Origin of the sequence: Pseudomonas sp. BIGb0164 (assembly GCF_024810135.1) — a bacterium.
In the GTDB taxonomy this organism is placed as follows: Bacteria; Pseudomonadota; Gammaproteobacteria; order Pseudomonadales; family Pseudomonadaceae; genus Aquipseudomonas.
In genome coordinates, this window is record NZ_JANUEA010000001.1 from 560273 (window position 1) to 572981 (window position 12709).

The 12709-nt window shown below is 61.9% G+C and carries 12 protein-coding genes; 8 read left to right on the forward strand and 4 right to left on the reverse strand.

The genetic code is table 11. From position 1 onward, the window contains the following. Positions 1-3: 3 nt before the first annotated feature. The 3 genes from M2394_RS02390 to M2394_RS02400 are packed head-to-tail and all read right to left on the reverse strand — an operon-like array spanning position 4 to position 3434. Complete coding sequence (locus M2394_RS02390) at positions 4-1584, reverse strand: ABC transporter substrate-binding protein (protein ID WP_259171488.1); 1581 nt, start codon at positions 1582-1584, stop codon at positions 4-6. Between the two features lie 58 nt (positions 1585-1642). Continuing rightward, entirely contained in the window at positions 1643-2506 is an 864-nt protein-coding gene (locus M2394_RS02395) for an ABC transporter permease (protein ID WP_178920636.1), read from the reverse strand. Positions 2507-2513: 7 nt separating this feature from the next. After that, a complete protein-coding gene (locus M2394_RS02400; protein WP_178920634.1) occupies positions 2514-3434 on the reverse strand; it encodes an ABC transporter permease in 921 nt (306 codons plus the stop codon). Between the two features lie 192 nt (positions 3435-3626). Between M2394_RS02400 and M2394_RS02405 the strand changes: the two genes are divergently transcribed. Continuing rightward, positions 3627-4550, forward strand: a complete 924-nt coding sequence (locus tag M2394_RS02405) for a LysR substrate-binding domain-containing protein (protein WP_178920632.1) — start codon at positions 3627-3629, stop codon at positions 4548-4550. A gap of 24 nt (positions 4551-4574) precedes the next feature. Then, positions 4575-5099, forward strand: coding sequence for a phospholipase D family protein (locus M2394_RS02410; protein WP_259171489.1), 525 nt, complete (start codon positions 4575-4577; stop codon positions 5097-5099). 32 nt (positions 5100-5131) lie between these two features. Here M2394_RS02410 and M2394_RS02415 read toward each other — a convergent pair whose 3' ends face one another. Beyond that, on the reverse strand, positions 5132-5842 hold the full coding sequence (locus M2394_RS02415) for a CerR family C-terminal domain-containing protein (RefSeq protein ID WP_178920628.1): 711 nt from the start codon (positions 5840-5842) through the stop codon (positions 5132-5134). Between the two features lie 99 nt (positions 5843-5941). Here M2394_RS02415 and M2394_RS02420 point away from each other — a divergent pair, with 99 nt between their 5' ends. From M2394_RS02420 to M2394_RS02445, 6 genes are all read left to right on the forward strand, one after another. Continuing rightward, positions 5942-7051 carry an HlyD family secretion protein gene (locus M2394_RS02420; RefSeq protein ID WP_259171490.1) on the forward strand — a complete coding sequence of 370 codons (1110 nt, stop codon included), beginning with the start codon at positions 5942-5944 and terminating at the stop codon, positions 7049-7051. Continuing rightward, positions 7044-8606, forward strand: coding sequence for an MDR family MFS transporter (locus M2394_RS02425; protein WP_259171491.1), 1563 nt, complete (start codon positions 7044-7046; stop codon positions 8604-8606). The genes M2394_RS02420 and M2394_RS02425 overlap by 8 nt, the downstream gene beginning before the upstream one ends. A 2-nt stretch (positions 8607-8608) precedes the next feature. Continuing rightward, positions 8609-10030 carry an efflux transporter outer membrane subunit gene (locus M2394_RS02430; protein WP_259171492.1) on the forward strand — a complete coding sequence of 474 codons (1422 nt, stop codon included), beginning with the start codon at positions 8609-8611 and terminating at the stop codon, positions 10028-10030. A 68-nt stretch (positions 10031-10098) separates the two neighbouring features. Then, a complete protein-coding gene (gene gcvA / locus M2394_RS02435; RefSeq protein ID WP_259171707.1) occupies positions 10099-11004 on the forward strand; it encodes a transcriptional regulator GcvA in 906 nt (301 codons plus the stop codon). A 74-nt stretch (positions 11005-11078) separates the two neighbouring features. Beyond that, positions 11079-11906, forward strand: a complete 828-nt coding sequence (locus tag M2394_RS02440) for a DMT family transporter (protein ID WP_259171493.1) — start codon at positions 11079-11081, stop codon at positions 11904-11906. A 36-nt stretch (positions 11907-11942) separates the two neighbouring features. Continuing rightward, positions 11943-12704 (forward strand): SDR family oxidoreductase, encoded by a 762-nt coding sequence (locus M2394_RS02445; protein ID WP_178920619.1) that lies wholly within the window; start codon positions 11943-11945, stop codon positions 12702-12704. Positions 12705-12709 lie beyond the last annotated feature (5 nt).

The window sequence follows — 12709 nt, forward strand, 5'->3', positions numbered from 1 at the left end:
CAATCACCGCTCACTGAATTCTACATTCTTGAAATCGAGGGTCCCTTCGTAATCCACGTCGAGACCGTTCAAACCTTTGCGCAAACCCATCACTTGTTCCTGATCGAACAGCGGCAGGTTGTCAGGGTCCTGCTCCCACAAGATCTGCTGGATCTGGCCGTAATAGGCCATGCGTTTCTGCTGATCCAGCTCGCGTGCGGCCAGCTGGAGCAGCGTGTCCACCTCGGGGTTGCTGTAGCCGGTGAGGTTTTGCGGGTCACCGCTGGACAGCTTGCGGCGCAGGCGGATATCGGCGTCCGACAGCCCGGTGCCGAGCAACCACATGTTTGCGTCGTTGGAGCCTTTGCCGGTGCCTTTGCCGGGCTCCGGGCGGTACAGGTTCTTCTGGTAGGTGGCCCACTCCCACACCTTGAACTCGGTTTTCAGCCCCACGGCATTCAGGTAGCCCTGCACCACCTCGGCGACCTGGCGATCCTTGGTGTAGCGTCCGGCCGGGGTCCACAGCACCACCGTGCCGGGGTAGCCGCCCGGGTACACCTCATTGATGATCTGCCTGGCTTTCTGCGGGTCGTACTGCACCGGGGCAAACGCACGGCGCGCCTGGGTGCCTTCGGGAAAGGGCCCGGTGGGCACCTTGCCGTAGCCGAGCAGCACCTTGTTGACCAGGGCCTGGCGGTCGATGGCCAGGCTGACCGCACGGCGAATGCGCGGGTCGTCAAAGGGCGGCTTGGTCAGGTTCATTTCAAAGAACACCTGGAAGGTGCTGGGCACGCGCAGCAATGTGGACGTGTTCAGCGCCTTCAGTTCCATTGCGGCTTCAGGTGACAGGTTGGCGGCGATGTCGGCATTTTGGGTGCGCAGTTCGATCACCCGCGAAGCGTCTTCCTTGACCGGGCGGAACACGATTCTCGACGGCTTGCCCGGCTCGCCGAAAAAGCCGTTGTTACGCTCGATCACCGCCTGGTCATTGGGAATCCAGCTGTCGAAGACGTAAGGCCCGGTGCCGACCGGGTGATGCCCGTAGGCCCTGCCGTACTTGGCCACCGCCGCCGGGCTGCTGATGGACGAAGATTGCTTGGCGAGCAACTCCAGCATGGTCGGTGACGGATGCTGCGTGGTGATCCGCAATTCGTAGGGCGCTACCGCGTCGACCGCCACGATGTCGGCATAGTAGGAACGGTGGGGCGAACCGAGCTTGGGGTCGCGAATCCGGTCGAGGTTGAACTTCACGGCCAGGGCGTTGAAGTCGGTGCCGTCATGAAACTTGACGCCTTGGCGCAGCACGAACGTCCATTGCTTGCCGTCTTCGGTCCTCGACCAGGACTGCGCCAGGTCAGGCATGAAACGTTCATGGTCGTGCCCTTCCCACGCGACCAGGCGGTTGAAGACATGATCGATCACGTTGTAGGACGGCACGCTGCGCGAGATGGCCGGGTCCAGGGTGTCGATGTCCGAGCCCTGCACGAAGGTGATCTGGCCTTGCTCTTTTGCCTGGGCAAAAGCGGCGTTGCCTGTCGACAGCGCCAGTACATTGAATGCAAGCAGGCTGCCGATCAGCGCTGCCAGGAGTTTTAAACGCCCCATCAGAGTTCTCGCTGAAAAATGGGTGAGTGTTCGGGTGCAAGCACCGCGCCGATCGCGGTCACGCATTGCGTGACTTGGGATCGATGTAATCGCGCAGTGCGTCGCCCACAATGTTGAAGCTCAAGATGGTCAGGACCAGGGCGCACCCCGGCGCCAACAGGATGTAGGGGTGGGTGGTCAGCAAGGGCCGCGACTCGGCAATCATCGAGCCCCACTCCGGTGTCGGTGGTGGTGGGCCCAGGCCGAGGAAGCTGAGCCCGGAGCCGATCAGGATGGCTTCGGCCAACGACACGGTGGCCTGGATGATCACCAGCGAGCCGATGTTGGGCAGGATGTGCACCCACAGCAGGCGCAGGTCGCTGACGCCAATCGACTTGGAGGCCAGCACGAACTCGCGGTTTCTCAAGGCTGCCACCGGCCCGGCAAAGAAGCGGACGTAGATGGGAATGCTGGAGATGGCAATGGCCAGGGTCAGGCTCAGAATGCTGTTGCCCGCCACGGTAATCACCAGAATGGCCACCAGCGTGCGGGGGAAGGCGATCATGGCGTCCATGACACGCATGACCAGGCTGGCCAGCGCACCGTTGTAGTAACCGCATGCCGCGCCCACCGCGACCCCAATCAACATGGCGATGGCCACGCTGGACAGCGCCACAGTCAAGGTAATGCGCGCGCCCCACAGCACACGGCCGAGCAAGTCACGGCCCATCTGGTCGGTGCCGAACAGGAAGTCGCTGCCGGGGCTGACCAGGGAGCGGGACAAGTTGATCTTGGTCACCGCATCCCAATCAAAGAACAACGGTGCGCACACCGCAGCGGCGGCCATGATCACAATCACGACCAATGCACTGAAGGCGAACCAGCGCTGATGGGAGACAAGGAAACGAACAAACCCTGGCCGACGCTTTTTTGAAGTAAGCATGCTGGCCTCAGTTGTAGGTGATGCGAGGGTCGAGGATGCCATAGACCAAGTCCACCATTAAGTTGATGATGACGACCAAGGCGGCAAATACCAGTACCGTGCCTTGAACCACATAAATATCCCGCGCCATGATTGCATCAATTAAAAACCGCCCCATGCCCGGCCAGGCAAATACGGTTTCGACAATAACCGCCCCGCCCAACAGCCGACCAAAGTCCATGCCAAATACCGTTACCAACGGAATAGCCGCATTGGAAAGTGCATGTTTTATAACTACCTTATAACTGGGCACACCTTTGGCGTAGGCCGTGCGTATATAGTCTTCCTGCAATACATCCATCATCGTGGAGCGGGATAACCTGGAGAATGTCGCCACATACGGCAGGCCCAATGTCAGCGCGGGCAATATCAAGTGCTGCCATCCGCCGCGTCCCGTGGGCGGCAACCAGCCCAGGCTGGCGGAGAAGATCGACATCAGGATCAGCCCGAGGAAGAAACCGGGTACCGAAATGCCCAACACGGCGAAGGTGGTCAATGAGCTGTCCAGCAACCCTCGAGGCCTCAGCGCGGCAATGATGCCTAGGGGCACGCCGATGACCACGGCCAGCAACATGCCTGCTGCCGTCAGTTCAAGGGTGGCCGGGAGCGTTCTTGCAATGCCTTCCAGTACCGGAGTAAACGTCTGGAAAGATTCGCCGAAATCGCCACTGACGACATTCTTTATATAGATGAAGTATTGATTGACGAGTGGTTTATCCAACCCGTAGTTGATGCGTATCTGCGCTATATCCTCTTCCGTCGCATCCGGGCCTGCCGCTAGTTGTGCGGGATCGCCCGGAATGAAATGCATGACCAGGAATATCACAACGGACACACCTAATAGCATGGGGAAAAGGAGTAATAACCGACGCAAGGTGTAGTTCAGCACGTGGCATCCTCTTTTTTTATTTTACGATCACGTCGCCCACGATTTAAGCTGGGTTGCGATCGATTAAAACGACGCAACTAAATGATCGCCCCGTTACATCCCGATAGCAAACCGGCACGCTGTTGGACGCACATAACAAAATGTTATACGCTCGAAAAAATGCCTCTTTCCTATTTAGCGCCGAGCCGAACAATGAAACTCAACCCCCGCCAACTGGAAGCCTTCAGGACGGTGATGCTGACCGGCAGCATGACCATCGCCGCAGAAGCCCTGCAAGTCAGCCAGCCCGCCGTCAGCCGGTTGATACGTGACCTCGAGACGGCGTTGTCGATCCGGCTGTTCCGACGTGAAGGCAACCGGCTGATCCCCGGGGCCGAAGCCCAGGTACTGTATGCCGAGGTCGACAAGTTCTATCAGGGCATCGAGCGCATCGAGCGTGTAGCGCAAGACCTGGTCACGTTGCGTACGGGCACCTTGCGCATCGGCGCCATGAGCACATTGGGCTTGAGTGTGGTGGCCGAGGGCGTTTGCCGCTTCGCCCGCCGGCATCCGGAAGTCAGAACCTCGCTGGATGTACGCAACTCCCTGGGCATTCTGGAATTGACCTCGGCCAACCAGCTGGACATCGGTTTTGTGCAGATCCCCTCGGGCGAGTACCCCGGTATTTTTGCCATTCCCTTGCCGCCGATCAGTGCGGTGTGCGTGATGCCGAAAGAGGATGTGCTGGCCAGCAAAAGCGTGGTGACCCTGGACGACCTGCACGGGCGGCGGCTGGTGACGATGAACGCGAACAACCCGTTGCAGCGCCGCATCCGCTCCGCGATGGAGGCACGCGGTGTGGTTGGGCATTCGTCGGTGGAAACCACGGCGGCCCATTCGGCATGCGGGATGGTCGCGGGTGGGCTGGGCATTACGATCTGCGATCCCTTTACGGCGTCCTACACGAAATACCCGGGGATCACGTTCCGCAAACTCGACCAGGACATCCCGTTCGAAGTGTCCATCGTGTTTCCCGGCCACCAGCAGCGCTCACAGCTGGCGTCGGATTTCATGCGCGTGATGGAGACTATCTTCAAGTCGGAATTCGTTTCCTTGATTCCACGCGAAGCCTATTGACCCAATTCTCCTGGGAGCTGAACCATGTGGAATATTCGCTGCATCGCACTGATTGCTTTACTGGGCGTCCCGACCTTGTCCTTCGCCGCTCCCGACATCCAGGTCGGCTTTTCACCGGAGGGCACCGCCCGCCAACTGGTGCTCGACACCCTCGGCAGCGCCCAACACAGCATACAAATGCTCGCCTACTCCTTTCAGGCCACAGACATCACCCAGGCACTGGTGGAGGCCAAACAGCGCGGCGTGAACGTGCGTGTGGTCATCGACAAAAAACGCAACCTGGGCAAGGCCAGCAAGAAAGCCATGGATTTTGTGAGCCGCAACGGCGTGGAACTGCGCACCAGCGATCATTTCCACCTGCAGCACGATAAAACCCTCATCGTCGACGGCACCACGGTAGAGACCGGCTCGTTCAACTACGCCGCCTCGGCCGAAACGCTGAACTCGGAGAACGTGGTGGTCATCCGTAATCAGCCGGAAGTGGCGCGCCAGTATGTGGAGCACTGGCAGTCGCGGTGGGCGCTGGGTGTGCCGTATTCGGCGCGGTGATCGGCTGGCCCTCCAGACAAACAGGGTGTGCATCAAGCATCGTTGAGGCCTCGCTGCCTCACCAACCCTTCCAGCGTAAAGCGTGCCTGCATCAGCACCACGTCACGCACCTGCACCATTTCTGCCTGACTGATTTCGGTCCACTTCAAGGCCGCGAGCAACTTGGGCTTCTGCACTCGAAACGCCAGGCCTTGAGTGAACAGCGCCATCGAATGAATCACGGTGCGATCGTCCTCGACCGCAAAACCGGCCAGGCGCGCGATAAGTTGGCGGATCACCCGGCCGATGCGCGCCTTGAAGCGTTCTTCAAACGCCATCGTCGCGCTTTCCGGGCACAGGCCGGCCTGGTGGCGATCAAGGAAAGCGCGCCATGCGCTGGTCTGGGGGCTGTCCTGGATCGTCGACACCACCGTGCCCAGGATGCCCAGTGACGCATCGATGAGGACCGCATCGTCGGTTCCGTCATCGGCCAACGCGTGCTCGGCAGCTTCCACGGAGGGCGCCATCTTGCGCCACAACAGCGCGATCAAGTGTTCGACACACTCCAGGTACACGCCTTCCTTGCCATCAAAGTAGTACTGGATCGCAGGCGCGTTGACCCCGGCCGCGCTGGCGATGTCGCGGGTGGACGCGCCTTCGTAGCCACGCTCGCCAAATACCGCGACCGCCGCCTCGACAATCCGCGCGCGGGTTTCTTCACCGCGCTGGTAACCACCTTCGGCGGCAGGTTTATGTCGTGCCATGTGCAGCTCCCTGTCAAGATCGGATCAAAATATACCAGTTGACAAAATTTCGCGAAAAAAGGAATTTATTCCACCTGTTATAAATTTGGAGCGACCTCGATGTCCGCTGCACCGCCCTCCCCTCAGGTCATTCCTGAAGACACCGTCAACGGCCAACGCGGCAAGGCCCGGCGCATCCTCCTGACACTGGCCACCGTGGCCCTGCTGATCGGCCTGGGTTGGGGCGCCTGGTGGTGGCTCACCGGCCGGTTTATCGAAACCACCGACGACGCCTACCTGCAGGCAGACAGCATCAGCATCGCGCCGAAGATCAATGGCTACGTCGCCGACGTGCTGGTGGCCGATAACCAGAACGTGAAGCGCGGCGACGTGCTGGTGCGCCTGGATGCGCGCAAATACCAGGCAGTGAGCGACGAAGCCACGGCCACCATCGCCGCACGCAACGCCGACTACGCCAAGGCCCAGGCCGACCTGGTGCAGCAGGACTCGACCATCGCCGAAGCCCGCGCCCAGCTGCAAGGCGCCGAGGCCGATGCACGACATGCCCAGACCGAAGTCGCCCGCTACGCCCCGCTTGCCCGCTCCGGCGCCGAGCCGGAAGAGCGCTTGGCGCAGCTCAACAACCAATTGGCCCAGGCGCGCAGCACCGTCGCGGCCAAACAAGCGGCGTTGCGCTCCAGCCAAACCCGCTATGGCACGCTGGAGGCCCAACTCAAGCAGGCCCAGGCGCAACTTGGCGTGGCCAAGGCCAGCGAAGCCCAGAGCCAACTGGACGTGGATGACGCCGTCATTCGCAGCCCGCTGGACGGCCGCGTGGCTGATCGCGGCGTGCGTGTAGGCCAGTACGTGCAACCCGGTACGCGCCTGTTGACTGTGGTGCCGATCAGCGCGATCTACCTGACCGCCAACTACAAGGAAACCCAGATCGGCGACATGCGCCCCGGGCAAAGCGTCACCGTGCACGTGGATGCGCTGCCGGGCCGCGATTTGCAGGGCCACATCGACAGCCTTTCACCGGGCACCGGCGCGCAGTTCGCGTTGTTGCCACCGTCCAACGCCACCGGCAACTTCACCAAGATCGTCCAGCGCGTACCGGTGCGCATCGCCCTGGATGTACCGGATGACGTGCGCGTCGCCCTGATGCCGGGCTTATCGGCCACGGTGGAAGTCGACACCCGCACCCAAGGCGCGGACGCCCATCATGGCTGAAGCCGTGATGGCCACAGTGGCCGCCGAGAAACCGCGCAATGCCTCGCTGACCGACTGGATCGCCGTCGCCGCCGGCGCGCTCGGCGCGTTGCTGGCAACCCTGGACGTGTCGATCACCAACTCGGCACTGCCGCAGATCCAGGGGCAAATCGGCGCCACGGGCACCGAAGGCACCTGGATCGCCACCGGCTACCTGATGTCGGAAATCGTCATGATCCCCCTCGCCGCCTGGCTCACCCGCGTGTTCGGCCTGCGCCGCTTCCTGATCGGCACGGCGCTGATGTTCACCGCGTTCTCGATGTTCTGCGGCTTGTCTTCCAGCCTCGGCGCGATGATTGCCGGGCGGATCGGCCAGGGCTTTGCCGGGGGCGCGATGATCCCCACCGCACAAACCATCGTGCGCACGCGCCTGCCGCCGCACCAACTGGCGATCGGCACCACGATGTTCGGCATGACCGTCATCCTCGGCCCGTTGCTGGGCCCGGTGATCGGCGGCTGGCTGACGGAAAACATCAACTGGCGCTGGTGTTTCTTTCTCAACCTGCCCATCAGCATTGCCCTGATCACCCTGCTGATCACCGGCCTGCCGACCGAGCGCATGAACCTGCAACGCTTTATCAGCGCCGACTGGCTGGGCATTCTCGGCCTGGCCATGGGGTTGAGTTCGCTGACTGTGGTGCTGGAAGAAGGCCAGCGTGAACACTGGTTCGACTCAACACTGATCACCTGGCTGACCCTCACCACCGTCACCGGGCTGTTCCTGATCGCCGTTGGGCAATTCCGTTCGAGTACGCCGATCCTGCGCCTGCAACTGCTGCTCAACAGAAGCTTTGGCAGCGTGCTGCTGATCGGCACCACCGTCGGCGCCGGGCTGTATGGCACGGCCTATCTGGTGCCGCAGTTCCTCGGGATCCTGTCGGGCTACAACGCGCAACAGTCCGGTTCGATCATGTTGCTGTCGGGCATTCCGGCGTTCCTGCTGATGCCGATTTTGCCGCGAATGCTCGGCCGTTATGACCTGCGCTGGATGGTCGGCACCGGCCTGCTGTTGTACTGGGCCAGTTGCTTCGTTGACACCCAGCTCACTGGTGACAGCGTCGGCCATGATTTTGTCTGGTCGCAATTGCTGCGCGGCTTCGGGCAGATCCTAGTGATGATGCCCCTCAGCCAACTGTCGATGCGCTCGGTCGAGACCAAGGACGCCGGCGACGCGGCCGGGCTCTACAACATGTCACGCAACCTCGGCGGCACCATCGGCCTGGCGTTGCTCGGCGTGCTGATGGACCGTCGCAGCCACTTCCACGACGACCGCCTGCGCGAAGGCATCCTGGCCAACAGCCAACTGGCCCAGGACCACATGGCGAGCAACACCGCCAGCTACCTGGCCCAGAGTGGCGATGCCGCCGCCTCGCAGTTGCAGGCATTCTCCCAACTGGCCAATGACATTGCGCGACAGGCCTCGGTGATGGCCTACAACGACTCGTTCTACCTACTGGGACTCGCAATGCTGGCGTGCCTGCCCCTGATCTTCATTCTGAAAAAGCGCACGGTATAACCATGATTGCTCGTTCCTTTCCCCTGCTGCTGACCGTTGGTTTGTTGTCGGCCTGTACCGTAGGCCCGGATTACCAGGGCGCGCCTGCCGTCGCGCCAAAAACCCTGGCGGCCGGACGCTTGCCCCATGCCGATAACGCCGCGCCGAATGCGCCGGCAGTCGCCCAGTGGTGGCGAACCCTGGGTGATACGCAACTCGATGAGCTGGTGGAGCAGGCGTTGCATAACAGCCCTGACATCGCCACCGCGCAAGCACGTTTGCGCCAGTCCCGCGCGAGCCTCAGCGGCGCCCGCGCCAACGCGATGCCCAAGGTCACCGGCGACGCGGCGCTGCTCAAGCTGCGCTCCCCCGACACCTCCGCCCTGGGCGGCAACAGCGGTGGCGGACGCGGCCCGTTGAGCCTGTACCTCGCCGGTTTCGATGCCAGTTGGGAAGCCGATCTCTTCGGTGGTACCCGTCGCGCCGTCGAAGCCGCCGGTGCCGAAGCCGACGCCTCGCAGGCCCAACTCGCAGACGCCCAGGTGCAACTCGCCGCCGACGTCGTGCAGGCCTATACCGACCTGCGCGACCAGCAAGCGCGACTGGCCCTGGTGGACGCCAGCGTCGACATCGAAAACCAGGCCCTGGACCTCACCCAGCAACGGCGCGAGCGCGGCGTGGCCTCGCAACTGCAACTGGAACAAGTGCTCACCCAAGCCGAAAACACCCGGGCCCAGCGCCTGCCCCTGCAAGCCTCCATCGTCGAATCCCTCGACCAGTTGGGCCTGCTCTGCGGCCTGGAACCCGGTGAACTGGACAGCCGCCTCGCCACCGCCCGCGCCCTGCCCGCCATCCCCAACCAAGTGCCCGTGGCCGACCCCGCCGCCCTCCTCAAAGCTCGCCCCGACATCCGCGTGGCCGAGCGCAAGCTGGCCTCGAGCAACGCACAGATCGGCGAAAAAACCGCCGACTGGTTTCCCAAGCTCAGCCTGATGGGCGACCTGTCCTTCTCCGCCGGCGACCCGGGCCACCTCGCCCGCAAAGACAACGGCACCTGGCTGATCCTGCCGCGCCTCACCTGGAACGCCCTCGACTTCGGCCGCGTCGCCGCCAGCGTCAAAGGCGCCGAAGCCGGGCGTGACGAGGCACTCGCCAACTACAAGAGCGTGGTGCTCAGTGCCTTGCGCGATGCAGATGTGGCGTTGGCACGGTACGGGAACCAGCGGCAGAACGTGGTGCTGTTGCGCAATGTGGAATCCTCAGCGGTACGTGCGGCGGACCTGACGCGGCAACGCTACCGCGCGGGCACGGCGAGCACGTTGGATTGGCTGGATGCGGAGCGCACGCGGTATCAGGCGCAGGAGAGCCGGATCTCAGGGGATGCGGAGTTGTTGAAGGATTTTGCGTCGCTGCATAAGGCGTTGGGGTTGGGGTGGGTGTTATGACTATCGGCGGCGGTGCGCAATTGAATTAACATGAGCCTTCACTCATGCAGCCCGCCGAGTTACCTCCAATGAGAGACCTACCCCCCACTGCCGCGTTGCGTGCCTTCGAAGTGGCCACACGGCATGCAACGTTTACGTCGGCCTCTGAAGAATTGCACGTCACCCAAAGCGCCGTCAGCCATCAGTTGAAGCACCTGGAAGACATCTGGGGCCTGCAGCTGTTCCAGCGTGGAAAATCTTTGCGGCTGACGCCCGAAGGCGCTGCACTTGCGCCCATCGTGCGCGAGTTTTTCATGAAACTCGAGGCCACACTGTCGGACCTTCGGGAACAAAAAGGCAGGGTGCGCCTCAAGGTGAGTACCACCTACTCGTTCGCACTCAAGTGGCTGCTACCCCGATTGCCGAGCCTGTCGCAGCAGCATCCGGACATTCTGATCACGCTGGAAACCAGTGATAAAGCCATCCACTTTTCAAGCGACGAATCGGACGTCGCGATCCGCCTGGGCAACGGCAATTACCCTGGCTTGCATTCAGAGTTCCTGCTCAGGGAACAGATCTTCCCCGTGGCCAGCCCTGAGCTTCTCAACCGGTTTGGCACCCCGCACGACCCCGCCGAACTATTGCGCTACCCACTGCTGACGCGCGACGGCGCCGACCTTGTGCCGAAATGGGAAGCATGGTTTCAACACGTGGGCGTGGGTATTTCTGCACTCAATGAAAGCGTTCGGTTTGCAGACACCAATATGACGATCGAAGCGGCGCTGTTGGGCCAGGGTGTTGCACTTGCCCGCAGCGGCCACGTCGAAGCGCAGATCAGTGATGGCCGCCTGGTGCGGCTGTTCAACGAACCGTTTGCCTCCCCGGTCGCCTACTACTTTGTCTGCCCGAAAGGTATTGAAGCCCAACCCCACGTCGTCAGCTTTCGCGAATGGCTCCTGGCTGAGTCCAGCCAAGCCCAGCTGCGCTACCTGTAAAGCATGAGGATTTACTCATAGTGCAATGAAAGGACTTCGCTTTAGTCGGGTGCACCGGTTGCCTAGGATGGCGCATGCCTTATCACATCGTATTACTCATCCTCTTTGCCGCACTGCTGCACGCTAGCTGGAACGCGCTGTTGCGCGGCGGCGCCGACCGGCTGTGGTCGATGACCATCATGTGCGTGGCGGTTGCCATCGCCAGCGCTCTCATCGCAGTATTTTTGGCGGCACCCGCCCCGGCCAGTGGGTTCTACGCCGTGCTGTCCGCCGTCCTGCATGTTGGCTACAACCTGTTCCTGGTGCGCAGCTATAAAGTGGGTGATCTCGGGCAAACCTACCCGATCTCCCGTGGCTCCTCGCCCATCCTGATTACCCTCGCCGCGTCGGTGTTTGCCGGGGAGACCGTGACGGCGAGCGCGCTGCTGGGCATTGCGCTGGTGTCGGGCGGGATCATTTCCCTGGCGCTTCATAAGCGCCGCTTTGCGGCTCCCAGCCTGCCCTACGCGCTGGGGACCGGCGTTTTCATTGCAGCCTACAGCGTCACTGACGGCATCGGCGCGCGACTGTCCGGCGCCCCGCTGGCCTACACGGTCTGGATGTGCGCCCTGTGGGGCGTGCTGATGCCATTGGTTTATATCGGCCTGCGTGGCGCGCGGGACTTGTTCAGCCTGCGACCGGGTTTCTCGACAGCGTTCTTGGGCGGGCTGGTCTCGTTGCTGGCATACGCAATCATTATTTACGCCATGTCCTATGCGCCCATGGGCGCGGTGTCTGCGTTGCGCGAAACCAGCGTCTTGTTTGCAGCATTGATCGGCTATTTTTTTCTCGGCGAGGCCCTCACCCCGCGCAAGTTTCTAGCGTGTGCGGTGATTGCGACGGGCACCTTCCTGATCGGTTGAGGCCACCTGTTTCTGTCATACCTAGAGGTTCGCGTCATGAATACACTCACTCAACCCCCCATCATCCTGATCACCGGTGGCAGTCGCGGTGTAGGTGCGGCCACCGCACGACTTGCGGCCTCACGCGGATACGATGTGGCGATCAGTTACGTCCGCGACGAATCCGCCGCACGCTCGGTGGTCACTGATGTGCAAGCGCTCGGACGCCGAGCACTGGCGATACGCGCCGACAATGCAGACCCGCAACAGATTGCTGATTTATTCGCCGCCATCGACCGCGAATTCGGGCGCCTCGATGTACTGGTCAATAACGCCGCCATGCTGGCGCCGCAATCGCGCCTGGAAGACCTCGACTTCACGCGGATGCAGCGCCTGTTTACCGTCAACGCTATCGGGCCAATCCTGTGTGCGCAGCAGGCAATCAAGCGCATGGCCTATCGACACAACGGGCCTGGCGGCGTGGTGATCAACATTTCTTCAGCATCGGCCCGGCTGGGCAGCCCGAACGAATATGTGGACTACGCGGCGACTAAAGGCGCTATTGAAACCTTTACCATCGGCTTCGCCAAAGAGGTGGCGCGCGACGGTATCCGCGTCAACTGCATCCGCCCCGGCCACATCTACACCGACATGCACGCCAGCGGTGGCGAGCCTGGGCGTGTAGACCGGGTTAAAGACTCGATCCCCATGGGCCGCGGCGGCCAGCCTGAGGAAGTGGCGCGGGCTGTCTTGTGGCTGGCGAGTGCCGAGGCTTCATTTATTACTGGGACGTTTCTTGATGTGACTGGGGGGAAGTAAAAGGA

Excerpts from the sequence above, each read along its gene's own strand:
- M2394_RS02390 (WP_259171488.1), bottom strand. The coding sequence starts at position 1,584 with ATGGGGCGTTTAAAACTCCTGGCAGCGCTGATCGGCAGCCTGCTTGCA.
- M2394_RS02395 (WP_178920636.1), bottom strand. The coding sequence starts at position 2,506 with ATGCTTACTTCAAAAAAGCGTCGGCCAGGGTTTGTTCGTTTCCTTGTC.
- M2394_RS02405 (WP_178920632.1), top strand. The coding sequence starts at position 3,627 with ATGAAACTCAACCCCCGCCAACTGGAAGCCTTCAGGACGGTGATGCTG.
- M2394_RS02410 (WP_259171489.1), top strand. The coding sequence starts at position 4,575 with ATGTGGAATATTCGCTGCATCGCACTGATTGCTTTACTGGGCGTCCCG.
- M2394_RS02415 (WP_178920628.1), bottom strand. The coding sequence starts at position 5,842 with ATGGCACGACATAAACCTGCCGCCGAAGGTGGTTACCAGCGCGGTGAA.
- M2394_RS02420 (WP_259171490.1), top strand. The coding sequence starts at position 5,942 with ATGTCCGCTGCACCGCCCTCCCCTCAGGTCATTCCTGAAGACACCGTC.
- M2394_RS02425 (WP_259171491.1), top strand. The coding sequence starts at position 7,044 with ATGGCTGAAGCCGTGATGGCCACAGTGGCCGCCGAGAAACCGCGCAAT.
- M2394_RS02430 (WP_259171492.1), top strand. The coding sequence starts at position 8,609 with ATGATTGCTCGTTCCTTTCCCCTGCTGCTGACCGTTGGTTTGTTGTCG.
- gcvA (WP_259171707.1), top strand. The coding sequence starts at position 10,099 with ATGAGAGACCTACCCCCCACTGCCGCGTTGCGTGCCTTCGAAGTGGCC.
- M2394_RS02440 (WP_259171493.1), top strand. The coding sequence starts at position 11,079 with ATGCCTTATCACATCGTATTACTCATCCTCTTTGCCGCACTGCTGCAC.
- M2394_RS02445 (WP_178920619.1), top strand. The coding sequence starts at position 11,943 with ATGAATACACTCACTCAACCCCCCATCATCCTGATCACCGGTGGCAGT.